This window comes from Neisseria sp. P0008.S002 (assembly GCF_051962805.1).
GTDB lineage: Bacteria > Pseudomonadota > Gammaproteobacteria > Burkholderiales > Neisseriaceae > Neisseria > Neisseria perflava.
Window position 1 is genome coordinate 146,351 of sequence record NZ_JBQCUY010000001.1, and the last position, 23,501, is coordinate 169,851.

Below are 23,501 nucleotides of genomic sequence, written 5' to 3' on the forward strand. Positions count from 1 at the left end.
CCTTATTTCGAGCGGCAATCGAAATAAGCCTCGGATTATAGCTTTATTTTTTCTTAGGCGCAATCATCATCACCATTTGACGACCTTCCATTTTAGGGAAGGACTCGATTTGCGCTACTTCTGCCAAATCTTCTTTTACGCGCTCAAGCAGTTGGGCACCCAATTGTTGGTGGGCCATTTCACGACCGCGGAAACGCAATGTTACTTTGACTTTGTCACCATCGGCAAGGAAGCGGTTGATGTTGCGCATCTTGATTTGATAGTCGCCTTCATCTGTACCCGGACGGAATTTAATTTCCTTAATTTGTACCTGCTTTTGGTTTTTCTTGGCTTCGTCGCGCTTCTTGGCTTGTTGGTATTTGTATTTACCGTAATCCATCAGTTTGCATACGGGCGGTTTGGCAGTCGGGGAAATTTCTACCAAATCGACATCTTGCTCTTCGGCCATAGCCAGAGCTTCACGAACTGAAACGACACCAAGCTGATCGCCTGACTCACTGATTAATCGCACTTCTTTGGCGGTAATTTCACCATTGATTCGTGCTTCGCGTTCTTGAGCGATGATGAATACTCCTATAAAAATTAATGATTGACGAGGGCATCAGTGATTTCTTGCTGCAATTGTGCAATGAAATCATCTACATTCAAAGAACCCAAGTCTTCTGCTTTGCGGCGTACCGCAACTTTGTTTTCTTGTTTCTCTTTATCGCCGACAACGATTTGGTAAGGGAAACGGTATTGGCTGTTGTCACGGATTTTGTAACCGATTTTTTCGTTACGCAAATCCAATTCGACACGGAAGCCTGCTGCCTGCAACTTGGCAGCCACTTCGCGACAATAATCTGCTTGGTTTTCAGTGATATTCATAATCACCATTTGAACCGGTGCAAGCCACAATGGGAATGAGCCTGCATGGTTTTCAATCAAAATACCGATAAAGCGCTCCAACGAACCCAAAATAGCACGGTGCAACATTACAGGACGCGCACGGTCGTTGTTTTCAGTTACATATTCGGCATTCAAACGCTCCGGCAATACGAAGTCCAACTGCAGGGTACCGCACTGCCAAGAGCGACCCAAGGCATCTTTGACATGATATTCAATCTTAGGACCATAGAATGCGCCTTCACCAGGCAATTCTTCCCACTCTACACCGCAAGCGGTCAATGCATCACGCAGACCTTGTTCGGCTTTATCCCAAACTTCGTCAGAACCTGCACGTTGCTCAGGGCGAAGGGACAGCTTCACAGCAACATCATGGAAGCCGAATTGTTTGTAAATGCGAACCAGCAATTCATTGAATGCGCGTGCTTCATCAACGATTTGATCTTCAGTACAGAAGATATGCGCATCATCTTGCACAAAACCGCGAACACGCATCAGACCATGCAATGCACCGCTTGGTTCATTGCGGTGGCAAGAACCGAACTCGGCCAAACGCATTGGCAAATCGCGATATGAGCGCAAGCCGTTATTGAAAATTTGCACATGACCCGGACAGTTCATCGGTTTAACCGCGTATTCACGTTTTTCGGAACTGGTCACGAACATATTGTCTTTATAGTTTTCCCAGTGGCCGGATTTTTCCCAGAAGGTTTTATCCATAATCTGAGGCGTTTTCACCTCTTTATAACCGGCAGCATTCAGCTCTTTGCGCATATGCTGCTCAATCACTTGCCACAAAGCCCAGCCTTTAGGATGCCAGAACACCATACCCGGCGCTTCATCTTGCAGGTGGAACAAGTCCAATTGTTTACCCAGCTTACGGTGGTCGCGTTTTTCCGCTTCCTCGATGCGTTGGATATAGGCTTTTAATTCGTCTTTACTTGCCCAGGCTGTACCGTAAATACGTTGCAGCATTTCATTATTACTGTCGCCGCGCCAGTATGCGCCTGCCAGTTTGGTCAGCTTGAAGTTTTTCAAGAAACGGGTATTGGGAACGTGAGGACCGCGGCACATATCGACGTATTCTTGATGATGATACATACCCATTGCTTCCACTTCAGGCATGTCTTCAATCAGACGCAATTTGTACTCTTCGCCGCGATCTTGGAAAATTTTGATGGTTTCTGCACGGGGCGTCATCACTTTAACGACGTCGTAGTCTTGTGCAATCAACTCTTTCATGCGCGCTTCGATGGCGGCTACATCATCAGGCGTAAATGGTTTTTCAGTTGCGATATCGTAATAAAACCCGTCTTCAATCACCGGGCCGATAACCATTTTGGCATCAGGGTAGAGCTGCTTGACCGCATGACCGACCAAGTGCGCGCAGGAGTGGCGGATAATTTCCACGCCTTCTTTGTCTTTAGGCGTAATGATTTGAACGTGGGCATCTTCGGTAATCGGATCGCAAGCATCCACCAATTTACCGTTAACCTTACCTGCTACCGTTGCCTTTGCCAAACCTGCACCGATAGACGCTGCAATTTGCGCCACGGTAACGGGTGATTCATATTGGCGGACTGAACCGTCCGGCAAGGTAATGTTCAACATCAGAAAGCTCCAAAACATTAAAAAATAACGGCATAAAGCCGTTATGGAAATTTGGTAGGCACAATTGGACTCGAACCAACGACCCCCACCATGTCAAGGTGGTGCTCTAACCAACTGAGCTATGTGCCTTCATCTAAGGCGCTTATTGTAACGAAGCGTGTTCCCTTTTGCAAGCATCTGTAAATACTTTTCAGACGGCCTGGATATTTTTGTTTGATTTATGCCTCATTTTTTATTTCTTCTATTATTCAGGCCGTCTGAAGCATTGTTTTGACAAAGATAAAATCCAGCCGTCAACCAACGAAAAATCCTTTATAATCTGCCCTTTCATTTCGCACACACGCGAACGTCCAATCTATTATTACTATGCTCAAATTTACCTTACACAAAAAAGACGGTCATGCCCGACGCGGTACTTTGGAATTGAACCACGGCAAAATCGAAACGCCTGTATTTATGCCGGTCGGCACTTACGGTTCGGTCAAAGCGATGAACCCGCAAAACCTGCATGACATCAAAGCGCAAATCATCTTAGGCAACACTTACCATCTGTGGCTGCGCCCAGGCTTGGAAGTCATCGAACAATTCGGCGGCCTGCACGAATTTATCGGTTGGGACAAGCCGATTTTGACCGACTCGGGCGGCTTCCAAGTGTTTTCGTTGTCCGACATGCGCAAGCTGACCGAAGAAGGCTGTACATTCCAAAGCCCGATCAACGGCGACAAACTGTTCCTCTCACCAGAAGTGTCGATGAAAATCCAAACTGTGTTGAATTCCGACATCGTGATGCAGTTGGACGAATGCACCCCGGGCGAAGCAACGCACAGCCAAGCGCAAAAATCGCTGCAAATGAGCCTGCGCTGGGCGGAGCGAAGCAAAAAGGCTTTTGAAGACCTGAAAAATCCGAATGCGTTGTTTGGCATTGTCCAAGGCGCGATGTATGAAGATTTGCGCGAAGAATCGCTGAAAGGTTTGGAAGAGCTCGACTTCCCCGGCTTGGCCATCGGCGGCTTGTCCGTTGGCGAACCCAAGCCCGAAATGTACCGCATGTTGCGCGCTGTCGGCCCTATCCTGCCGGAACACAAGCCACATTACTTGATGGGTGTCGGCACGCCTGAAGACTTGGTGTATGGCGTGGCACACGGCGTGGATATGTTCGACTGCGTTATGCCTACCCGCAATGCGCGTAACGGCTGGCTGTTTACCCGTTTTGGCGATTTGAAAATCAAAAACGCCAAACACAAACTCGACAAGCGTCCGATTGATGAAAGCTGCACCTGCTACGCCTGTCAGAATTTCAGCCGGTCCTACCTGCACCACCTGCACCGTGTCGGCGAAATCTTGGGCGCACAGCTCAACACCATCCACAACCTGCACTTCTACCAAGTCATCATGGCCGAAATGCGCGAAGCTATCGAACAAGGCAAATTTGCCGATTGGCAGGCGCAATTCCATGAAAACCGCGCCCGCGGTGTGGATTAATCCTTTTAAAGGCCGTCTGAAAGCAGGTTTTAATTCAAACTACTTTTCAGACGGCCTCAATATTCATCATTAATAAAGCACAACCATGTCCCGTTTCCATACCGAACCGGCCCTAGCCTATACCGCACAAAACCGTACCGCCGTCCTGCTGCTCAACCTCGGCACACCTGACGCGCCGACGGCTGCCGCAGTCAAGCCTTACTTGAAAGAATTTCTGTCCGATCAACGCGTTGTCGAACTGCCCAAGCTCTTATGGCAACCGATATTGCGCGGCTTGGTATTGACCTTTCGCCCGAAAAAAAGCGCGCATGCCTATGAAAAAGTTTGGTTTAAAGAAGGTTCGCCGCTTGAGGTTTACACACACCGCCAAGCAGAAGCCCTGGCCAAACATTTGCCCGATGTCATCGTCCGTCACGCTATGACTTACGGAAATCCAAGCGTTGCCGATGTTTTGGCGGAACTCAAAGCCCAAGGCGTGGGCAAATTGCTGGTCATCCCGCTTTATCCGCAATATGCCGGCTCTTCTACCGGCGCGGCCTTGGATAAAGTGTTTCAAGAATTATTGCTGCAACGTAACCAAATGAGCATCCGCACCGTCTCCCGTTATTACGACGATGCCGCCTATATTCAAGCCATGAAGCAGCACATCGAAGCCTATTGGGCCCAAAACGGACGCGGCGAAAAACTGATGTTGAGTTTCCACGGCATTCCGCAAAAGCATCATGACGACGGCGACCCCTATCCTGACGAGTGCCACCATACTGCCAAACTACTCACGCAGGCATTGGGCTTGTCCGAACAAGAATATATCGTTTCTTTCCAAAGCCAGTTTGGCAAATCCCAATGGATCAAGCCCAGCACGCAAGCCCTGTTTGATCAGCTGCCGAAACAAGGCACAACCAAACTCGACGTATTCTGCCCCGGCTTCCTGGCCGATTGCCTTGAAACCATGGAAGAAATCGCCATTATGGGACGCGAACAATTCCACGCCGCAGGCGGCAAAGAATACCGTTACATCCCCTGCCTCAACGATTCCGCTGACTGGATTGCCGCACTTGCACAATTAAGTCGGGCCAATCTGCAAGGCTGGATTTGACCTAAACCAAAGGCCGTCTGAAAAATCTACTTTCAGACGGCCTTTAGCGTTATCATCAAGCTATCAAAACGCAAACCAAGCGTGTAGCCATCAAAAACAACACTACTCAAAAAGGAACACATCATGACTGCACTCCGCCCTATCCTGCTCCTTCTGACCGCACTCAGCATCCCAACCGCTTTTGCCGCTGATGCCACGTTGATGAGCAAAGGACAAAAGATTTACGAAACCAACTGCGCCGCTTGCCACGGCAAAAAAGGCGAAGGCCGGGGTGCCATGTTCCCGCCACTGTTCCAGTCCGACTATATCAACAAAAAACCGCAAGTTCTGTTGCAAAGCATGACCAAAGGCATCAACGGCCCGATTAAAGTGAACGGCAAACCTTACAACGGCTTCATGCCTTCTACTGCCATCAATGATGCCGATGTCGCCGCCGTTGCCACTTACATCATGAACGCCTTTAATAATGGCGGCGGTACGATTACTGAAACAGATGTCAAAAAATCTCACGGGAAAAAATAAAACGTCTCTCCCCTAAAGGCCGTCTGAATATTTCAGACGGCCTTTTCTGTACGACACATTTTTGTTTCTATATTTATGGTTACGTAACATCAACAAACATACGCAAAAAACCGTCAAACTAAAAAAAGCATATGCGTTTTGTGTTAAAGTAAACATTATTTATCGGCTGTTTTGCGTCCAGGCCGTCTGAAAGGTTTTATCTTATGAACTTTTTCCGCAAGACTGTTTTATTTTTAGTCGTCCTCTCCATATTTGCCGCCTGCGGCTCCTTTATTTCCCAATACGTTTTGGGCATGAACCCGTGCGTATTGTGCATCCTGCAACGCTTGTGCGTATTGGGTGTCGGGCTGTTGGCCATTATTACGGCGTTCAGCTCGCAGTCTTCCAAATTTGCCCGTTCGCTCTCGGCATTGTTGATTGCCGCTCCGGCCGTTTACGGCGCCGGTGTCGCCGCCTATCAAATTTGGTTGCAAAGCCTGCCGCCCGGCACCGCCCCTTCCTGCGGCGCACCTTGGACCTTCCGCCTGCGCGACTGGCCTTTGTTCGATTGGTTTGAACCCATCGTCCGCGGCTTTGGCAACTGCGCCGAGCCGGACTATCTATTCGGCGTCGCCCTGCCGGTGTGGAGTATTTTATATTTCAGCTTCGTCGTATTGCTGCTGCTTTGGGCTTGGTTGAAAACCAGAAAAATCTGATTGGTTTCAATATAAAAAGGCCGTCTAAAATTTCAGACGGCCTTTTGTTCTTTAAACTGTTTAGTCCAGATTCAACACGGCAGAAGTGTAAACGTCTTGTACGTCGTCCAAATCTTCCAATGCGTCAATCAGTTTTTGCATCTTAACCGCATCTTCGCCGCTCAACTCGGTTTCGTTTTGGGCGCGCATGGTAACGTCGCCGTCAACAGATTTGTAACCTGCCGCTTCCAAAGCCGCTTTCACGCCTGCCCAGTCGTTTGGCGCAGTAATCACTTCGATGGAACCGTCGTCGTTGGTGATGACGTCTTCCGCACCTGCTTCCAAAGCCGCTTCCATCAGCGCATCTTCGTCAACGCCCGGTTCAAACACCAAATAGCCTTGATGCACGAAGTTGAACGCTACGCAGCCGTCGGTACCCAAGTTACCGCCGTTTTTAGTGAACGCATGGCGCACATCGGCAACGGTACGGGTTTTGTTGTCGGTCAGACAGTCCACCATCAAAGCCGCGCCGCCGATGCCGTAGCCTTCGTAACGCAACTCGATGTATTCCACGCCTTCCAGATTGCCCGTACCTTTATCAATGGCACGTTGCACGTTGTCTTTAGGCATATTGTTTTCGGCGGCTTTTTCCAAAGCCAGGCGCAGGCGCGGGTTCGCGCCGGGATCGCCGCCGCCCATGCGGGCAGCAACGGTAATTTCTTTAATCAGACGGGTGAAGATTTTGCCGCGTTTGGCATCTTGTCGGGCTTTTTTGTGTTGGATATTTGCCCACTTACTATGGCCTGCCATGTTGATTCCTTTCGTTTTTTCACGCGCTGAGGCGGAATTTGCTTCATTTGTAAGGCGTGCATTTTATCATAAGTTGCCTTTAGCCAAAATATTCAGACGGCCCGAATATTTGCAAAAACAGGCCGTCTGAAAACAAAGAAACTTTTTTAAATAAAGAAGCACATTTGCGGCAAACCTTTGTCAGTTTTTCGTTTTAATTCACGAAGGTTTACGGTATGATGACAAAATCGGTCAAAATTGTTAACAACTTAACCGGTATCGAATGGCAAAACGGCCTGCTCGCCGATATTGCCAAACGCGAAAAATGAGTGGGAGTAGTTACCCGTATCATTTTATTTTTATTGTTTTTATTAAAGGTTTTATTATGGAAGAAATATTGTCTGCTCTGGTGGGTGCAGTCAATCTGGTTCTTTGGGACTACCTGCTGATTTATGCCTTAATCGGTATTGGCCTGTTTTTTACCCTGTACTTGGGCGCGCCGCAAATTACCAAATTGGGGGCGGGTTTTAAAGCCGTTTTCGGCGGCTTGTTCAGCAAAAAAGACAAAGACCACGAAAGCAAATCCCTGTCTCAATTTCAAGCGCTTGCCGTAGCGATTTCTGCGCAAATCGGTACCGGTAACGTTGCCGGTGTCGCCACTGCGATTACTGCCGGCGGCCCGGGGGCCATTTTTTGGATGTGGTTGTCTGCCATTCTGGGCATGTCTACCATTTTTGCAGAAGCCGTTTTGGCGCAAAAATACCGCGTGGTCAGCCACGGCAAATACATCGGCGGCCCTGCGTTTTACATCACGCACGGCCTGACCCCGAAAATCGGCCGTGGCGCGGCGCGTTTCCTGTCCGGCTTTTTCTCCATCGCCTTGATTATCGCGCTGGGTTTCATCGGCAACGCAACCCAATCCAATTCCATCGCCTCGGCCATGAATTTGGCTTTCGATATTCCTCCGATGGCTGTCGGCATTGCTTTGGCGGTATTCGCCGGCCTGATCATCATCGGCGGTATCAACCGCATTGCCGGTATCGCGCAATTTGTCGTGCCGTTTATGGCGGTAATTTACATCTTGTGTGCCGTGATTATTTTGTTCAAATTCTCCGACCACATTATCCCGATGTTCCACAGTATCTTTGTTGCCGCCTTCAATCCCGAAGCGGTATTGGGCGGTGCGGCCGGTATCGGTATGCGCGAGGCAGTCCGCTTCGGCGTGGCACGCGGCCTGTTTTCCAATGAGGCCGGTATGGGTTCGACCCCGCACGCTCACGCGACCGCCAACGTCAAACACCCTGTGCAACAAGGTATGGCCGCGTTTATCGGTATTTTTATCGATACGCTGATGGTCTGCACGGCAACCGCGCTGATTATCCTGCTGACCGATGCCAACCTGTCCGGCGAAACCGGCGCAGCAGTTACCCAACTGGCGTTTAACAAAGCCTTCCCGGGTTTTGGTTCACAATTGCTCGCCGTCTGCCTGACCTTCTTCGCCTTCACCACCATCATCGGCTGGTACTACTTCGGCGAATCCAATATCCGCTTCCTGTTCCGCGGCAAACACTTGGGCATCTACCGCGCACTGGTTTTGGTGGCCATCGTATTGGGTACATTGGGCAAAGTGGATTTGGTTTGGAGTATGTCCGATATGTTCAACGGCTTTATGGTTTTGCCGAACTTAATCGCCCTCTTCCTGCTGCGTAAGGAAATCCGTGCGGTTTATGACGATTATCTGGCGCAAACCAAAGCCGGCAAAGAGTTGACCTACAACTACGAATTCCACGAATTCCACGACAAAAACCCAGATTAACGACAAACAAAAACCTCTCAGTCAAACTGAGAGGTTTTTTATTTCAGGCCGTCTGAAACTACAACACATAAAAATAAATACTGATAAATTGCGTCAAACTGCCTGCTAAGACAAACAAGTGCCAGATACCGTGGCCGTGGCGGATTTTCGTATCGTTGATAAACCAATAAATCCCCGCGCTATACAATACGCCGCCCAACACCAGCCAAAATAATCCACCAGCCGAAAGCGACTGTATCAGCGGCCATACCGCCACCACAATCAGCCAGCCCATCAACACATAAATCACCATCGACAGCAGCCGCTTCTCGCTTTTGCGCCCAATTGTCAGTTCCTGAACAATGCCTAGCAAAGCCAATCCCCAAGACACGCCGAAAAGCGACCAGCCCCAGCCGCCGTGAAGGGTAATCAGCGTAAACGGCGTATAACTGCCTGCAATCAAAAGATAAATCATACAATGATCAACCTTTTGCAAAATCGCCTTGGCCTTAGGCTGCGGAATACTGTGATATAAGGTTGAACCCAAATACAGAAGCAGCAGGCAGATTCCGTAAGTCAGTGCACCGGCAATCCGATAGCCGTCCGCCGATTCCACCGCTTTCACCAGCATCAGCACCAACGCCGCCACTGCCAATAAGAAACCGGCCAAATGGCTGTACGCATTAAATCTCTCGCCGTGATACATAAACCATTCTCATTTCTAAAAGACCAAAGTGTACGCGAAGACAGAGGCTTCGTCAGAGAAATCGGTTTAAAAATAAGTTAAAGCGCAAAGGCCGTCTGAAAAACACGGCCTTGCAATATAACAAAAACATCTTTGCAACAAACAAACCATTCTTTCCCTTTTTCAGACGGCCTCACTAAAGTATCGACTATCGCCAAGGTTGCAAAGAGAGAAAAAATGTCCATCCAAAACCACCACCTCGACTGGCTCGAAGCCGAGTCTATCTACATCATCCGCGAAGTCATTGCCAACGCCCAAAATCCGGCCTTGCTGTTTTCCGGCGGCAAAGACTCAGTCGTATTGCTGGCGCTTGCCGTCAAAGCCTTCCAAATCGAAGGCCGTCCGCTGAAGCTGCCGTTCAAACTCCTGCACGTCGATACCGGCCACAATTACCCCGAAGTCATCCAATTCCGCGACGACACAGTCGCGCGTACCGGCGTACAACTTGTGATCGGTAGCGTAGAAGAATCCATCCGCAAAGGCAGTGTCGTCTTGCGCCGCGAAACCGATTCTCGCAACGCCGCCCAAGCCGTTACGCTGGTTGAAACCATTGAAGAACAAGGCTTTGATGCGCTAATGGGCGGCGCTCGCCGCGATGAAGAAAAAGCGCGCGCCAAAGAACGCATCTTCTCTTTCCGCGACGAGTTCGGCCAATGGGATCCTAAAAACCAACGTCCTGAATTATGGTCGCTCTACAACACACGCCTGTTCCAAGGCGAAAACATGCGCGTATTCCCGATTTCCAACTGGACGGAATTGGACATCTGGCAATACATCGCACGCGAAAAACTCGCCCTGCCGCCGATTTATTACACCCACAAGCGCGAAGTTGTCGAACGCAACGGCCTGCTCGTTCCCGTTACCCCGTTGACCCCAAAACGCGAAGGCGAAATTGCCCAAATCCGTGATGTCCGTTTCCGCACCGTCGGCGATATTTCCTGCACCTGCCCTGTTGCCAGTACCTCCGCCACGCCCGAAGACATCATTGCTGAAACCGCCGCCGCAACCATTTCCGAACGCAGCGCCACGCGCATGGACGACCGCGTATCGGAAGCGGCAATGGAAGAACGCAAAAAACAAGGCTATTTCTAAACCGGTTTTTCAGACGGCCCATATATATTTCAAACCCGAACAACACGGCAAAACCATCTGCCCCTGCCGTGTTGTTTGCTTTATTATTCTTGCAAATATCATTTAACAACAAAAGCTTAATTAAAAATCCTTACCAAGCGACAAACAATAAAACATAAACAAACATGGTATAATAAACGCTTACAGGCAGAGATTTAGACAAAAGTCTCAGGCCGTCTGAAGGAGGAAAAACATGAATCGACGCGTTTATATCGTACATGGCTTTGAAGGCAATCCGCACGGCAACTGGTTTGACTGGCTTTGCGCCCAAATCAAAAGCACCGGCGCACAAGCAATCTCCCTCGCCATGCCCAATCCCGACAAACCAAGCACGACCGCGTGGCAGTTTACCCTTGACCAGCACATCGGCAAGCCCGATGCCCATACCTTCCTAGTCGGCCACAGTCTCGGCTGCATTACCCTCCTTCACTTTCTCAGCCGCCAACAGCCCCAAAAAATCGGCGGTCTGTTGCTTGCCGCCGGTTTTGCCGATACGCTGCCACCCCTGCCTGCGCTTGATGCCTACATTAAAGCAGCGTCGCCCGATTTCGACATCCTGCGCAAAATCGACATGCCCAAACACTGTCTGGTTTCCGACAACGACACCCATGTTCCGCCCGAACTGACTTTGGACATGGCGGCCAAACTCAAAAGTCCTGTTACCCATATTCCCGAAGGCGGCCATTTGATGGCTTCGGACGGCTTTACCCAACTGCCGCAGGCTTGGGAAGCACTGAAACCCATGTTGACCGAATAAACACGCAATATAATTTGGTTTTCAGACGGCCTTGTCTGTCTCCCCTCCCCACGACAGGCCGTCTGAACGACAATAAAAAAACAACCTGCCCTTTCAAGCAGGTTGTTTCTTTTTATGCCTTATTGACAGCAAATTTAATATTGCACCGTCCATTCAATCTCACCGCCGGCCCTCATCGGTACAAGCTCGCCATCGCCGTAAGGTACGCTGATAGGTACGGTTTGTGTTTGTTTGACCAATGTGATGGTATCGGTATTTTCAGGCAGACCGTAGAAGTGCGAACCGTTTCTAGAAGCAAAGGCTTCCAGTTTGTCCAACGCGCCTGCTTTCTCAAACACTTCAGCATAAAGCTCAATGGCAGTCATCGCGCTGAACATACCGGCACAACCGCAAGCATTTTCTTTGGCAGTTTTGGCATGTGGTGCAGAATCCGTGCCGAGGAAGAATTTGTGCGCCTTATCACCGGTAACGGCGGCAACCAAAGCCTGACGGTGGGTTTCGCGTTTGAGAACCGGCAGGCAGAAATGATGAGGGCGCACGCCGCCGACCAAAAGGTCGTTGCGGTTGAGCAGCAAGTGTTGCGGCGTCACGGACGCGGCCACATTATCGCCAGCTTCCAATACCAGTCGGGCTGCTTCGGCAGTGGTGATGTGTTCAAACACGACCTTGAGGTTGGGCACTTGCGCCAGAACCGGCTTCATCACGCGCTCGATAAAGGCGGCCTCGCGGTCGAAAATATCGATTTCGGGGTCGGTTACTTCGCCGTGAACCAAGAACAAAATACCCTGTTTCGCCATTTCTTCCAACACGGGAATTAGCTTAAACAAGTCGGTCACGCCGGAATCGGAATTGGTGGTCGCGCCTGCTGGATAGAGTTTGAAAGCCACGATACCGGCAGCCTTGGCTTCACGCACGAGTTCGGGAGTAGCGTTGTCGGTCAAATAAAGCGTCATCAACGGCTGAAAGGCACTGCCTTCTGGCAGGGCGGCCATAATGCGCTCTTTGTATGCTTGGGCATCGGCAATGCTGACAACGGGCGGCTTCAGGTTGGGCATGATAACCGCGCGACCCATTTGTCGGGCGGTGTAGGGGGCAACGGCTTTGAGCGCGTCACCGTCGCGCAGGTGTAAGTGCATATCGTCGGGGCGGATGATGGTCAGGGTTTGCATAGCTTACTTTCGAGTGGTTTGGTTTGATAATGTTTCAGACGGCCTTTATTCGGCGGTAACGGTTTCTATCGATTTGATGTTTCAATCGTCAACCGGCCTAAGGCAAAACGGCGGCCTTATTGTCGTAAGAATGATGGGTCAAATAAAAAACAGCCTGTACCGGAAAATGCTCGGACGACGTTGTTTTGACGGTCAGCAAGGTTTCTTTCGGACTGCCGGACGCGCGCCATGCGTAGGAAATCTGACGCATAGGCAACGGGGCTTCCGCCAAATTATCGGCACGCAACTCAGCGTTCAAACCTTGCGGCGGATTTTCTGCCAAAGCTAAAAATTGTTTGAAAATCAGATGGTCGTCGGCTTTAGCCGTGCGCACGCTGCAACTGTCTTCAGTCAGGCTCAAATAATAATCTACGCCGTTTTCCGTTTTCTTCCAAATGCTTAATGCCTCCAAATCCATCATTCCGGCAGGCAAATCGGCAATATCTTTTTTCGACAATAAAACCAGTTTGTTGGCATTGGCAAACTCGCCGACAAGGGCGGCATCGCCGTCTGCGGCCACGCAGCTTTGGCGGAACAAGTCGGTTACATTTTGGGCATAATCGGCAGCGTTCTGCGGCGAAACGCCTTCCTTGCCGCATGCACTGAGGCAGACGGCCAATACGGCGGCAGACAACGCGACGGCTTTAGACATTTCAGACGGCCTTTATTTGTGCTTCAACACCAGCTTGAACACGCCGTCAGCCTCGCTCGATTCCAACAAGACATGTCCGGTCTGACGGCAAAACGCTTCAAAATCGCCGGGCGCGCCGCCATCAGTAGCCAATACGGTCAGCACTTCGCCCTCCTGCATTTGCGCCAAAGCTTTTTTGGCACGCAAAATCGGCAGAGGGCATTTCAAACCGATGACATCCAGAGTTTGTGTATTCATGATGAAAACTCGTCATATTAATCAGAATTAACGTCAATTATACCGCACTTACTTGCACCCCACCCTGCAAGCCCATAAAATAAAGCCGTTTTTCACTTTGGAGCTGTCTATGCGCCGTTTTGCCCTTCTCGCTCTCAGCCTTGCCGCGACTCAAGCATTTGCTTTGGGTTTCAGCCAAAAGGATACGCTGACCAACACGCGTTATCAGGAAAGCCCTGAAGAAGTTGCCGCACGCGAGTTTAAAGAACACAAAGCCGAGTTGCCGCCCCTGCCCGATACCCAATCGGGCGATTGGTTCGACCTCTATGTCAACGAAACCTACGGCAAGCAGCCCAAAATCCTGCTCAGCAGCCTACAAATCATGCCTGCGCCTGACAACAGCATCCGCTACGTCTTGAACGTGCGCTCCGACAAAGGCTACGACAACCTCTCCGTCGAAGGCCTCTATTGCGCCCGTACGTCCTTTACTTACAGCAACGACAAGCGTTCTTCTTACAAAGTATTTGCTTACGGCGACACAGTAAACCACCGCTGGATCGAGCCGCGTAAAGGCGATTGGAAGCTGATCGGCAATGCGTTCAGTCGCAACGACGCCCTGCACACCGCCCTGTATCAGGCATTCTGTATCGACGGCATGCCGACAACGGTCGAAGGCTTGGTACAACGTTTGAAAGAACGCGGCGGCCGTCACGGCACAACGCTGACCAACCACGATAAATAAACCGCTTTAATCAACAAAAAGGCCGTCTGAAATTTTTCAGACGGCCTTGTCTTTAGAGACAGCTTAGAATTTGTGATACAGGCCCACAGAAGCGGCTTTTTGTTCAACGCCGCCTTTGTTGGCCGCAGTCAGACGGGTTTTGTTGCCGACTTTCAGATACGCCAGTTGAGCATTGATGCCGGTGCGTTTGCTGAAGGTATATTGACCGCCGACAACGACTTGGTCAAATTTATCCACCAATTTTTCGCCGCTGTTCACGCCCTTGGCAGGCCAACCGTGCGCGTAAGTAATGCGTGGTGTAACATTGCCCAATTTGTAGCCGACAGTTACCGCTGCATCAACCACTTTTACGGCTTCCTCTTTACCTGAGTCGGCAGTGATGACACTACCCTTGTACTCATTAAAACCATCGGTGAAATAACCTAAATATTCGTTGCCTGTCTCATGGCCTTTGGCATAGTGTACGCCGCCGCCGACAAAGAGATTGTCTTTATCGTAATAAGTTTCGACTTTGGCGATTTGCGCCGCTTTGACTTTGCCTGATTTGTCGGTGTACGCGCCGTTGTAGTGGCCGTAAGCCGCATTGGCGGTAAAGCCGTTTTTAGAGAAGCTCACGCCGCCGGTGTATTGGTCTTTGGCCGGTTTGGTGTGCGTGTATTTATCTGAAGGATTGCGGTTGTCGCGCGGTGCGTAAGACACGTTGAATTTGAATCCGCCAAAATCCGGGCTGTCGTAGCGTACAGCGGCGTTACGGTTGCCGGTACGGGTAAAGATGCCCAAGCCTGCGGCATTGGTTTTATACATCCATGGATCGATGGTGTCCATTTCGTTCAGCATATTGCTGAGTTTACCGGCGCGAATCTTACCGAATTTACCTTGCAAACCGACGAAGGAATCACGAGTGGCAAAACCTTGAGAACCGCCGGTAATGGCCGTTTTTTGTTCAACTTGCCAGATAGCTTTCAAATCGCCACCCAAGTTTTCGCTGCCTTTGAAACCGATGCGGGAGGTATTGTCATTGATGCTGGTTGCGGTGGAGCTGGTTTCAGAACCTGCATCACCTTTGATTTTGACCTGACCGACGGTCACGCTGCTTTTGATTTGACCATACAGAATGACTTCTGCAGATGCAGCCAGCGGCAAACCGGCAATAACCAAAGCGATAATCGATTTTTTCATTATTCTCTCCAAAACAAAGTTAAAATCTCGTGAAAACACGTTTAGCAATATTAATGTTTTCCAACGCTACAAACAACTACTTTCATCTTGAGAAACACTTTTATTCATTAGAGTTTAGACTTTTTACAACATTTTTAAATAAAACAGGCCGTCTGAAAGAAATTTCAGACGGCCTCTCCCATTCAAAGTTACAACAAAGACAATCAACCCTCTTATTGTAATCATTTAATCAAAAATGATTGCTTGATAAATGTTTGCCATATATCAACCCAATATTCCCAAATTGCCACTATCATTAACTTACTTCTTATGAAGAAGTTTTTTTATATCAATAATTTATTTGGTATAAATTTTTCCTTTTACCTAATATAAATAAATAGGAGCCTTTATATTGAACAAACATCTCTTTTTATCTTTGCTAATGGCTGTCTCTACTGCAACGGTATCCGCCGAAACCCATCATGCACATTGGTCTTACACAGGTGAAAACGATGCTGCACACTGGGGCGATTTGAGTGAAGACTTTGCTGTCTGCAAAACAGGCAAACAGCAATCTCCAGTGGACTTCTCCACAACAAAAGCAGTAAAAGGCAAACAATTGGCATACCGTTACAACGTCGCCGACTACAAAGTAGAAAATAACGGCCACACCCTTCAAGCCACGCCGCAAGGCAAGGCCCAAACCATCGTGATTAACGGTAAAACCTATACCTTCAAACAATTCCACTTCCATACGCCGAGCGAACATACTTTCAAAGGCAAACATTTCCCGATGGAAGCGCATTTCGTCCATCAAGCCGAAGACGGTACTTTGGCGGTCATCGGATCTGTATTTAAACCGGGCAAAAACAACCCTGCCTTGTCCGCGCTTACTGCCAAAAAACTGAAAGCGGGCGAATCCGTAACGTTGAAAAACTTGAATATCCAAGCCCTGCTGCCTAAAGATAGCAAGTCATTCCAGCTGAAAGGCTCGCTGACAACACCGCCTTGCAGCGAAAACGTAACTTGGGTTGTCTTAAAAACTCCGGTTCAGGCAGATGCGGCGCAGTTTAAAGCCATGCGCGACATTATCGGCGGCGAAAACAACCGTCCCGTACAACCTTTGAACGACCGTGAAGTCAATGAAGACAAATAACTTCTAAGGCCGTCTGAAAACAAAAAAGCACCCAGAAACGGGTGCTTTTTCAATCACATCAATCAGGCTTTCTTATTACCCAAAGCGGCTTTTACAAATGCGCTGAACAAAGGATGGCCTTTGCGCGGATTGGAAGTAAATTCCGGATGGAACTGACACGCGAAGAACCAAGGATGATTTGGCAATTCGATGGTTTCAACCAAACGCTCGCGGCCTGCGGATACGCCGCCAATGACCAAACCGGCTTTTTCCAACTGAGGAACATAGTTGTTGTTGACTTCGTAGCGGTGGCGATGACGTTCGCGGATATGTTCGCTGCCGTAGATTTTTGCGGCAAGACTGCCCGGTTTGAGGTCAACTTCTTGCGCACCCAGACGCATGGTGCCGCCCAAATCGGCAGATTCGTCACGGGTTTCTACGCTGCCGTCGGCAGTTTGCCATTCGTCAATCAGGGCAACGACAGGCGCGGCGCATTTCAAGTCAAACTCGGTAGAATTCGCACCTTTCAAGCCTGCAACATCGCGGGCGTATTCGATCAGGGCGATTTGCATGCCCAAACAGATGCCCAAGTATGGTACGTTGTTTTCACGCGCATAGCGTACGGCGGCAATTTTGCCTTCTACACCGCGTGAACCGAAGCCGCCCGGCACCAAAATCGCGTCCATGTCTTTGAGCATGGAAACGTCGCCATTGCCCTTCTCGATGCTTTCACTGTCGACAAAGGTAATTTGTACATCGGTTTCAGTATGAATACCGGCGTGTTTCAGGGCTTCGATCAATGATTTGTAGGATTCGGTCAAATCAACGTATTTACCGACCATCGCAATTTTGACGGTGTGTTTCGGATTTTGAATCGCGTGAACGATTTTCTTCCATTCGGTCAAATCGGCTTGTTTGACATTCAGTTGGAGCTGCTCGGTAATGATGCTGTCGATGCCTTGGTTGTGCAGCATTTCAGGGCATTCGTAAATGCTGTCCACATCGTAGCTGCCCACGATGGCACGTTCTTCAACGTTACAGAACAATGCAATCTTACGGCGCTCGTCCGCAGGCATTTCTCTGTCCATACGGCAGATCAGGATGTCCGGTTGCAAACCAATGCTCAACATTTCTTTAACGGTATGCTGGGTCGGTTTGGTTTTGATTTCGCCGGCAGCGGCGATGTAAGGCACATAGCTCAGGTGGGCAAACAATGTATTGTTGCGGCCGAGCTGGCTGCGCATTTGACGGATGGCTTCCAAGAAAGGCAACGATTCGATATCGCCAACTGTACCGCCGATTTCGACAATCGCCACATCATAACCGGCCGCGCCTTCGTGGATGCGGCGTTTGATTTCATCGGTAATGTGCGGAATCACTTGTACGGTACCGCCCAAATAGTCGCCGCGACGCTCTTTGGCAATCACGTTTTCATAGACTTGGCCGGTACTGAAGCTGTTGCGGCGGGTCATGGTGGCGTTGATGAAACGCTCGTAGTGACCGAGGTCGAGGTCAGTTTCCGCACCGTCATCGGTTACGAATACTTCGCCGTGTTGAAAAGGGCTCATGGTACCCGGGTCAACATTGATATACGGGTCAAGCTTAAGCATGGTCACGTTCAAGCCACGCGACTCGAGAATAGTAGCAATAGAAGCGGCGGCGATACCTTTACCCAAAGAAGATACAACGCCGCCGGTTACGAAAATAAATTTAGTCATGATGTGATACCCATGTTGGAATGTGTGATTTTAACTTGAAGCAGCATATTCTGGCAAACGGCAAAAGCTTCAGGCCGTCTGAAAACAGCGTTTTCAGACGGCCTTATCATACTGATTCTATATATCAGCGCAGCTCGCGGCGCAGGATTTTGCCAACGTTGGATTTTGGCAACTCGTCGCGGAATTCGATGTCTTTCGGCACTTTATATGCCGTCAGTTCTTTGCGGCAGAAATCGATCAGTTCTTCCTTGGTCAAAGACGGGTCTTTACGTACGACGAAGACCTTAATCGCTTCACCGGTTTTCTCGCTTGCCACGCCGATACAGGCGACTTCCAAGACTTTGTCGTTGCTGGCCACCACTTCTTCGATTTCGTTCGGATATACATTGAAACCGGATACCACAATCAAATCTTTTTTGCGGTCCACCAGCTTCAGCCAGCCTTTTTCATCCATCACGGCAATGTCGCCGGTCTCCAAAAAGCCGCGTGCATCGATTGCTTTGGCGGTTTCTTCAGGACGATTCCAGTAGCCTTTCATCACTTGCGGACCGCGTACCCACAATTCGCCCGGCTGTCCGATAGGCACTTCTTTGCCGTCCGCATCGCGTAATTCGACTTCGGTCGAAGGAACCGGCAAACCGATACCGCCGCTGTAAGCCTCGATATTCAAAGGATTGCAACACACACCCGGGCTGGCTTCGGTCAAACCGTAAGCTTCCACAATCGGCGTACCGGTGATTTTTTTCCATTTTTCCGCAACGGCTTTTTGCGTTGCCATACCGCCGCCCAAAGTCAGCTTCAAACGGGAAAAATCGACTTCGGCGAAATCCGGACGGTTGACCATCGCATTAAACAAGGTATTCACACCGATGAACACGCTAATCGGCTCTTTTTTCAATTCGCCGATAAACCCCTTCATATCGCGAGGGTTGGTAATCAGGATGATTTTAGAACCGGTATTCGCAAAGATCATCAGGTTTACCGTCAAGGCAAAGATATGATAAAGCGGCAACGCGGCAATAACCGTTTCTTTGCCTTCGTGCAGGCTGTTTTTAATCCATTCTTTTGCCTGCAACATATTGGCGCAGATATTGCCATGACTGAGGACGGCACCTTTTGCCAAACCGGTCGTGCCGCCTGTATATTGCAGCAAGGCAGTATCGTCACGTGTCAACTCGACTGGTTTGAACGTATTTGCTGCACCTTGCTTCAAGGCCGTCTGAAAAGTGATGGTATTTGGAATGCGGTATTCCGGCACCATTTTTTTCACTTTGCGGATGACAAAGTTCAGCAACGCGCCCTTAATCATGCCGAACATCTCGCCGACCGACGCGACAATCACATGTTTGATTTGCGTACGCGGCAACACCAGCTCCAGCGTATTGGCAAAGTTCTCCAACACGACAATCGTGGTCGCACCGCTGTCTTTCAACTGATGCTCCAACTCGCGCGGCGTATAAAGCGGATTGGTATTCACTGCCACCAAACCTGCCTGCAAAATACCGAAAAGCGCAATCGGATATTGCAAAACGTTCGGCATCATAATTGCCACACGCTCACCGCGCGGTAGTTTCAATACGTTTTGCAGGTAAGACGCAAAATCGGTCGCCAACTTGCCCACTTCGGCATAAGTCAGTGTTTTGCCCATATTTTGAAAAGCAGGTTTATCTGCGAATTTCTCGACACTTTGACGGAATACATCGCTGATGGAGCTGTATTGAGAGATATCGATTTCAGGGTTTACGCCTTGTTCGTAGCTTTTGAGCCAGAGTTTTTCCATATTGATCAGTCTTTTATTTAGTCGTTTTTTGAAATCGAGGCCGTCTGAAAGGCTTTATTCAATCTGCCGCTTCGTTTTCAGACGGCCCTTTTATTAAGCTGTAATAATGACAGGCTTGTCGGTGGACATGATGATACCGCCGCCCAAGCACACATCGCCGTCATACAGTACCGCAGATTGGCCTGGGGTTACTGCCCACTGCGGCTCGTCAAAAACAAGCTCGATGGTTTCATCATCTAAATAACGCAACGTACAAGGCGCGTCGGCCATACGGTAGCGCGTTTTGCAGGTATAGCGGCCTTCTTTCGGGCGTTCTGGCAATGTGAAGCTCAAATCGTTCATAACCAGGCTTTGCGTATAAAGCAAAGGATGGTCATGGCCTTGGACGACAATCAGTTCGTTTTTGGTCAAATCCTTGGCCGCAACAAACCACGGCTCGCCTGCGCCGCCGATGCCCAAGCCTTTGCGTTGGCCCAGCGTGTAAAACATCAAGCCGACGTGTTCGCCGACTACTTTGCCTTCAGGGGTCACCATTTTGCCATTATTGGTCGGCAGGTATTTTTGCAAAAACTCGCGGAACGGGCGTTCGCCGATAAAGCAGATGCCGGTACTGTCTTTTTTGGTTGCAGTCGGTAATTTGAATTCTTCGGCAAGACGGCGGACTTCAGGCTTCTCCAACTCACCCAATGGGAAAATCGAGCGCTCGAGTTGGAAAGGCTTGAGACGATATAGGAAATAGCTTTGGTCTTTATTTTGATCCAAGCCTTTGAGCAGGTAATGCACGCCGTTTCGAACTTCTTTGCGGGCATAGTGTCCGGTGGCAATGGTATCGGCGCCCTGCTCTATGGCATAGTCCAAAAAGCATTTGAATTTAATTTCGGCATTGCACAAGATATCCGGGTTTGGCGTGCGGCCTGCGCTGTATTCTTTGAGAAAATAGGCAAATACGTTGTCTTTATATTGCGCGGCAAAATTGACGATGTCGATGTCGATGCCGATGATATCGGCAACGGCAATGGCATCAAAGGAATCTTGTTTGATGCTGCAATATTCGTCGTTGTCGTCATCTTCCCAGTTCTGCATGAACACGCCGCTGATTTGATGGCCTTGCTGTTTGAGCAGGGCCGCGGTAACGGATGAATCGACGCCGCCGGAGAGGCCGACGATGATGTTTGCTGGTGTGTTGTGAGTATTCATGAGCGGAATGTGGGTTTTAAATACATTTTTTAAAGCGTGATTTTAGCACATTTTGATTTGACGACAGAAAAGGCCGTCTGCAAGCCCAACGACTTTCAGACGGCCTTTATATGCAAATTCAAGCAATTAGTGCTGATGTGCGCCACCGTGTGCGCCGTGATCATGCTGCATTTCGGCTTTAGGTGCGGTTTTCACTTCCAGCTCGACAGTTTGAGGTTTCGCGTTTTTGAATTTCAGGGTTACAGGCACTTTTTCGCCTTCTTTCAATTGTTTTTTCAGACCCATGAACATAACGTGGTAGCTGCCCGGTTTCAGCTCGGTTACGCCTTTTGCAGCCAAAGGCACGCCGCCTTTAACTTCGCGCATACGCATAACACCATTGTCGTTAATATGGGTGTGTACTTCAACACGTTCGGCAACAGGGCTGCTGCCGCCTACCAAGAAGTCTTGTTTGGCTTCATCGTTTTGGATTTTCATGAATGCGCCACCCATTTTCATACCTTCGACAGTGGCACGTGCCCAACCGTCTTCAATATGGATACCGGCTGCAGATACGGAAGTTGCCAAGCCTGCCAGAATCAGGGTTGCCATTAATTTTTTCATGTTTTGCTCCTTGTGTTTGCCAAATGGCTGGGATATACAGCCTTCATCTTACAACCAAAGGCCGCCTGAAAACTTTGATATAGATTAATTAATACTATCTAATCCTAACGAATTACTATATTACCACATTTTTAAGCAGTTAATGCAATAATCCAAACAATAAATAACATGAACAAAGCCATCAATTGCGCGGCCGAGCCGGCATCTTTGGCACGCTTGGCCAGCTCGTGTTTTTCAGTAGAAGTATGGTCAACGGCTGCCTCGATGGCGGTATTAAACAATTCGGTAATCAGTGAAATAAACGATGCGACAACAAGCACCATTTTGGTGACCGATCCGAAATCAAGAAACAACGCTAAGAAAATTAAAATCAGGTTCAACCAAAAAACTTGGCGAAATGCGCTTTCATAACGATACGCGGCAGCCAGTCCGTCTTTGGAATAACCAAACGCATTGATAATGCGCTTAATGCCGTTTTTACCTTTTTTTTCAGATGCGTAGGAAGATGGTTCCATCATATTCTCAACATAAAAAGGCCGTCTGAAAAGAAACGGTCGGGTCAATTTTCAGACGGCCTTTGGGTTTATTGTTTTGCCCAAGATGCTACGGCATCTGCAAACATAGCGGCAACGTTGAAATCTTTTTGCTTCATGATTTCTTGGAAGCCGGTCGGGCTGGTTACATTGACTTCGGTCAGGTTGTTGCCGATGACATCCAAACCGGCAAGCAAAATACCGCGACGCTTCAATTCAGGCGCAAGGGTTTCTGCGATCTCACGGTCGCGCTCGCTCAATTCCTGTGCCACGCCGCGGCCGCCGGCAGCCAAGTTGCCGCGCGTTTCTCCGTTTTGCGGAATACGCGCCAAAGCATACGGAACAACCTCTCCACCAATAATCAGAATGCGCTTGTCGCCATGTACGATTTCAGGAATATAACGTTGCGCCATGATGGTACGTGAATCAAGCTGCATCAGGGTTTCCAAAATACTGCCGATATTGGGGTCGGATTCGGTTAGGCGGAAAATGCCCATACCGCCCATACCGTCCAAAGGTTTGATAATGATGTCGCCGTGTTCTTTCAAAAAGGCACGGACATCGGCGGAACGTGTGGTAACCAAAGTCGGCGCGGTAAACTGGCTGAAGTTCAAAATAGCCAATTTTTCATTGAAATCGCGCATTGCCTGCCCGCTGTTAAATACTTTTGTACCCTGCTGCTGTGCCAACGTCAAAAACTGGGTCGCGTACAGATATTGCATATCAAACGGCGGATCAGTGCGCATAATGACCGCATCGAAATCTTTCAAGGCCGTCTGAACTTTTGCCTCTGATTTAAACCATTCGTGATCGTCATCGTTTTTCGCGCCGACAAACTCAAATGCCGCCACCTGAGCCACTACCAAGCCTTCACGGACGGACAATTCTCCGCTCAAGGTATGAAAAAGCTGCCAACCGCGCTTTGCCATTTCACGCATCATGGCGTAAGTAGTGTCTTTATAGGTTTTAAAACTTGCCATCGGATCGGCGATAAACAGGACTTTCATCAAAATTTCCTTGTAAACAGACGATATAATCATACCTTGTATTCGGCCCGCCTGAAAGGGTGGCA

General features: G+C 49.2%; 23 protein-coding genes and 1 tRNA gene. 9 read left to right on the top strand and 15 right to left on the bottom strand.

Annotated features, from left to right (window positions below; translation table 11 throughout):
- Positions 1-43: 43 nt before the first annotated feature.
- From infC to ACTHSA_RS00735, 3 genes are all read right to left on the bottom strand, one after another.
- Positions 44-565 carry a translation initiation factor IF-3 gene (infC, locus tag ACTHSA_RS00725; protein ID WP_079453755.1) on the bottom strand — a complete coding sequence of 174 codons (522 nt, stop codon included), beginning with the start codon at positions 563-565 and terminating at the stop codon, positions 44-46.
- A gap of 17 nt (positions 566-582) precedes the next feature.
- A complete protein-coding gene (gene thrS, locus ACTHSA_RS00730) occupies positions 583-2,496 on the bottom strand; it encodes a threonine--tRNA ligase (protein WP_003745962.1) in 1,914 nt (637 codons plus the stop codon).
- A gap of 52 nt (positions 2,497-2,548) precedes the next feature.
- Positions 2,549-2,625: transfer RNA gene (locus ACTHSA_RS00735), tRNA-Val, on the bottom strand.
- A gap of 237 nt (positions 2,626-2,862) precedes the next feature.
- On the opposite strand from ACTHSA_RS00735, the gene tgt reads away from it, so the two are divergent.
- The 4 genes from tgt (at position 2,863) to ACTHSA_RS00755 (ending at position 6,291) form a co-directional block, all read left to right on the top strand.
- Positions 2,863-3,978, top strand: a complete 1,116-nt coding sequence (tgt, locus tag ACTHSA_RS00740) for a tRNA guanosine(34) transglycosylase Tgt (protein ID WP_003745960.1) — start codon at positions 2,863-2,865, stop codon at positions 3,976-3,978.
- Between the two features lie 85 nt (positions 3,979-4,063).
- Complete coding sequence (gene hemH / locus ACTHSA_RS00745) at positions 4,064-5,074, top strand: ferrochelatase (RefSeq protein WP_371492488.1); 1,011 nt, start codon at positions 4,064-4,066, stop codon at positions 5,072-5,074.
- A 123-nt stretch (positions 5,075-5,197) separates the two neighbouring features.
- Complete coding sequence (locus ACTHSA_RS00750; protein WP_371492489.1) at positions 5,198-5,596, top strand: c-type cytochrome; 399 nt, start codon at positions 5,198-5,200, stop codon at positions 5,594-5,596.
- A gap of 203 nt (positions 5,597-5,799) precedes the next feature.
- On the top strand, positions 5,800-6,291 hold the full coding sequence (locus ACTHSA_RS00755) for a disulfide bond formation protein B (protein ID WP_204788131.1): 492 nt from the start codon (positions 5,800-5,802) through the stop codon (positions 6,289-6,291).
- 60 nt (positions 6,292-6,351) lie between these two features.
- On the opposite strand, the gene ACTHSA_RS00760 is transcribed toward ACTHSA_RS00755, so the two are convergent.
- Positions 6,352-7,080, bottom strand: a complete 729-nt coding sequence (locus ACTHSA_RS00760; RefSeq protein WP_003745951.1) for a YebC/PmpR family DNA-binding transcriptional regulator — start codon at positions 7,078-7,080, stop codon at positions 6,352-6,354.
- Positions 7,081-7,444: 364 nt separating this feature from the next.
- On the opposite strand from ACTHSA_RS00760, the gene ACTHSA_RS00765 reads away from it, so the two are divergent.
- The gene (locus ACTHSA_RS00765; protein ID WP_049335517.1) at positions 7,445-8,875 is read left to right on the top strand and encodes an alanine/glycine:cation symporter family protein; all 1,431 of its coding nucleotides are present in this window, start codon (positions 7,445-7,447) and stop codon (positions 8,873-8,875) included.
- 58 nt (positions 8,876-8,933) lie between these two features.
- Here the strand turns inward: ACTHSA_RS00765 and trhA are convergent, their stop codons facing one another.
- Entirely contained in the window at positions 8,934-9,560 is a 627-nt protein-coding gene (gene trhA, locus ACTHSA_RS00770) for a PAQR family membrane homeostasis protein TrhA (RefSeq protein WP_049335514.1), read from the bottom strand.
- 189 nt (positions 9,561-9,749) lie between these two features.
- Between trhA and cysD the strand changes: the two genes are divergently transcribed.
- Both cysD and ACTHSA_RS00780 read left to right on the top strand, forming a co-directional pair.
- Complete coding sequence (cysD, locus tag ACTHSA_RS00775) at positions 9,750-10,691, top strand: sulfate adenylyltransferase subunit CysD (protein WP_079453679.1); 942 nt, start codon at positions 9,750-9,752, stop codon at positions 10,689-10,691.
- A gap of 232 nt (positions 10,692-10,923) precedes the next feature.
- Entirely contained in the window at positions 10,924-11,487 is a 564-nt protein-coding gene (locus tag ACTHSA_RS00780) for an RBBP9/YdeN family alpha/beta hydrolase (protein ID WP_049322739.1), read from the top strand.
- 134 nt (positions 11,488-11,621) lie between these two features.
- On the opposite strand, the gene pyrC is transcribed toward ACTHSA_RS00780, so the two are convergent.
- The 3 genes from pyrC to ACTHSA_RS00795 all read right to left on the bottom strand — a co-directional run bounded on the left by pyrC (position 11,622) and on the right by ACTHSA_RS00795 (position 13,584).
- A complete protein-coding gene (gene pyrC, locus ACTHSA_RS00785) occupies positions 11,622-12,656 on the bottom strand; it encodes a dihydroorotase (RefSeq protein WP_070504408.1) in 1,035 nt (344 codons plus the stop codon).
- 97 nt (positions 12,657-12,753) lie between these two features.
- Complete coding sequence (locus tag ACTHSA_RS00790) at positions 12,754-13,347, bottom strand: NMCC_0638 family (lipo)protein (protein ID WP_440367106.1); 594 nt, start codon at positions 13,345-13,347, stop codon at positions 12,754-12,756.
- Positions 13,348-13,359: 12 nt separating this feature from the next.
- On the bottom strand, positions 13,360-13,584 hold the full coding sequence (locus tag ACTHSA_RS00795; RefSeq protein WP_003681929.1) for a sulfurtransferase TusA family protein: 225 nt from the start codon (positions 13,582-13,584) through the stop codon (positions 13,360-13,362).
- Positions 13,585-13,693: 109 nt separating this feature from the next.
- Here ACTHSA_RS00795 and ACTHSA_RS00800 point away from each other — a divergent pair, with 109 nt between their 5' ends.
- A complete protein-coding gene (locus ACTHSA_RS00800; RefSeq protein WP_063067910.1) occupies positions 13,694-14,305 on the top strand; it encodes a CNP1-like family protein in 612 nt (203 codons plus the stop codon).
- Positions 14,306-14,368: 63 nt separating this feature from the next.
- On the opposite strand, the gene ACTHSA_RS00805 is transcribed toward ACTHSA_RS00800, so the two are convergent.
- On the bottom strand, positions 14,369-15,484 hold the full coding sequence (locus ACTHSA_RS00805) for a porin (protein ID WP_440378780.1): 1,116 nt from the start codon (positions 15,482-15,484) through the stop codon (positions 14,369-14,371).
- 391 nt (positions 15,485-15,875) lie between these two features.
- Here ACTHSA_RS00805 and ACTHSA_RS00810 point away from each other — a divergent pair, with 391 nt between their 5' ends.
- Complete coding sequence (locus tag ACTHSA_RS00810; RefSeq protein WP_440367272.1) at positions 15,876-16,619, top strand: carbonic anhydrase; 744 nt, start codon at positions 15,876-15,878, stop codon at positions 16,617-16,619.
- A 62-nt stretch (positions 16,620-16,681) separates the two neighbouring features.
- Here ACTHSA_RS00810 and ACTHSA_RS00815 read toward each other — a convergent pair whose 3' ends face one another.
- From ACTHSA_RS00815 to gshB, 6 genes are all read right to left on the bottom strand, one after another.
- Entirely contained in the window at positions 16,682-18,316 is a 1,635-nt protein-coding gene (locus ACTHSA_RS00815; protein WP_004519451.1) for a CTP synthase, read from the bottom strand.
- A gap of 124 nt (positions 18,317-18,440) precedes the next feature.
- Complete coding sequence (locus ACTHSA_RS00820) at positions 18,441-20,096, bottom strand: AMP-binding protein (RefSeq protein WP_004519450.1); 1,656 nt, start codon at positions 20,094-20,096, stop codon at positions 18,441-18,443.
- Between the two features lie 93 nt (positions 20,097-20,189).
- The gene (mnmA, locus tag ACTHSA_RS00825) at positions 20,190-21,293 is read right to left on the bottom strand and encodes a tRNA 2-thiouridine(34) synthase MnmA (RefSeq protein WP_004519449.1); all 1,104 of its coding nucleotides are present in this window, start codon (positions 21,291-21,293) and stop codon (positions 20,190-20,192) included.
- Positions 21,294-21,419: 126 nt separating this feature from the next.
- Positions 21,420-21,896 carry a copper chaperone PCu(A)C gene (locus tag ACTHSA_RS00830; RefSeq protein WP_004519448.1) on the bottom strand — a complete coding sequence of 159 codons (477 nt, stop codon included), beginning with the start codon at positions 21,894-21,896 and terminating at the stop codon, positions 21,420-21,422.
- Positions 21,897-22,027: 131 nt separating this feature from the next.
- Positions 22,028-22,411: a diacylglycerol kinase gene (locus tag ACTHSA_RS00835; RefSeq protein WP_039862003.1), complete on the bottom strand. Its 384-nt coding sequence runs from the start codon at positions 22,409-22,411 to the stop codon at positions 22,028-22,030.
- A 68-nt stretch (positions 22,412-22,479) separates the two neighbouring features.
- Complete coding sequence (gshB, locus tag ACTHSA_RS00840) at positions 22,480-23,436, bottom strand: glutathione synthase (RefSeq protein ID WP_039862001.1); 957 nt, start codon at positions 23,434-23,436, stop codon at positions 22,480-22,482.
- Between the last annotated feature and the right edge of the window lie 65 nt (positions 23,437-23,501).

Excerpts from the sequence above, each read along its gene's own strand:
- ACTHSA_RS00795 (WP_003681929.1), bottom strand. The coding sequence starts at position 13,584 with ATGAATACACAAACTCTGGATGTCATCGGTTTGAAATGCCCTCTGCCG.
- ACTHSA_RS00755 (WP_204788131.1), top strand. The coding sequence starts at position 5,800 with ATGAACTTTTTCCGCAAGACTGTTTTATTTTTAGTCGTCCTCTCCATA.
- ACTHSA_RS00820 (WP_004519450.1), bottom strand. The coding sequence starts at position 20,096 with ATGGAAAAACTCTGGCTCAAAAGCTACGAACAAGGCGTAAACCCTGAA.
- ACTHSA_RS00765 (WP_049335517.1), top strand. The coding sequence starts at position 7,445 with ATGGAAGAAATATTGTCTGCTCTGGTGGGTGCAGTCAATCTGGTTCTT.
- ACTHSA_RS00800 (WP_063067910.1), top strand. The coding sequence starts at position 13,694 with ATGCGCCGTTTTGCCCTTCTCGCTCTCAGCCTTGCCGCGACTCAAGCA.
- ACTHSA_RS00835 (WP_039862003.1), bottom strand. The coding sequence starts at position 22,411 with ATGGAACCATCTTCCTACGCATCTGAAAAAAAAGGTAAAAACGGCATT.
- gshB (WP_039862001.1), bottom strand. The coding sequence starts at position 23,436 with ATGAAAGTCCTGTTTATCGCCGATCCGATGGCAAGTTTTAAAACCTAT.
- ACTHSA_RS00760 (WP_003745951.1), bottom strand. The coding sequence starts at position 7,080 with ATGGCAGGCCATAGTAAGTGGGCAAATATCCAACACAAAAAAGCCCGA.
- ACTHSA_RS00790 (WP_440367106.1), bottom strand. The coding sequence starts at position 13,347 with ATGTCTAAAGCCGTCGCGTTGTCTGCCGCCGTATTGGCCGTCTGCCTC.
- ACTHSA_RS00780 (WP_049322739.1), top strand. The coding sequence starts at position 10,924 with ATGAATCGACGCGTTTATATCGTACATGGCTTTGAAGGCAATCCGCAC.
- tgt (WP_003745960.1), top strand. The coding sequence starts at position 2,863 with ATGCTCAAATTTACCTTACACAAAAAAGACGGTCATGCCCGACGCGGT.
- thrS (WP_003745962.1), bottom strand. The coding sequence starts at position 2,496 with ATGTTGAACATTACCTTGCCGGACGGTTCAGTCCGCCAATATGAATCA.
- pyrC (WP_070504408.1), bottom strand. The coding sequence starts at position 12,656 with ATGCAAACCCTGACCATCATCCGCCCCGACGATATGCACTTACACCTG.
- mnmA (WP_004519449.1), bottom strand. The coding sequence starts at position 21,293 with ATGAATACTCACAACACACCAGCAAACATCATCGTCGGCCTCTCCGGC.
- hemH (WP_371492488.1), top strand. The coding sequence starts at position 4,064 with ATGTCCCGTTTCCATACCGAACCGGCCCTAGCCTATACCGCACAAAAC.
- ACTHSA_RS00805 (WP_440378780.1), bottom strand. The coding sequence starts at position 15,484 with ATGAAAAAATCGATTATCGCTTTGGTTATTGCCGGTTTGCCGCTGGCT.
- trhA (WP_049335514.1), bottom strand. The coding sequence starts at position 9,560 with ATGTATCACGGCGAGAGATTTAATGCGTACAGCCATTTGGCCGGTTTC.
- ACTHSA_RS00750 (WP_371492489.1), top strand. The coding sequence starts at position 5,198 with ATGACTGCACTCCGCCCTATCCTGCTCCTTCTGACCGCACTCAGCATC.
- ACTHSA_RS00830 (WP_004519448.1), bottom strand. The coding sequence starts at position 21,896 with ATGAAAAAATTAATGGCAACCCTGATTCTGGCAGGCTTGGCAACTTCC.
- ACTHSA_RS00815 (WP_004519451.1), bottom strand. The coding sequence starts at position 18,316 with ATGACTAAATTTATTTTCGTAACCGGCGGCGTTGTATCTTCTTTGGGT.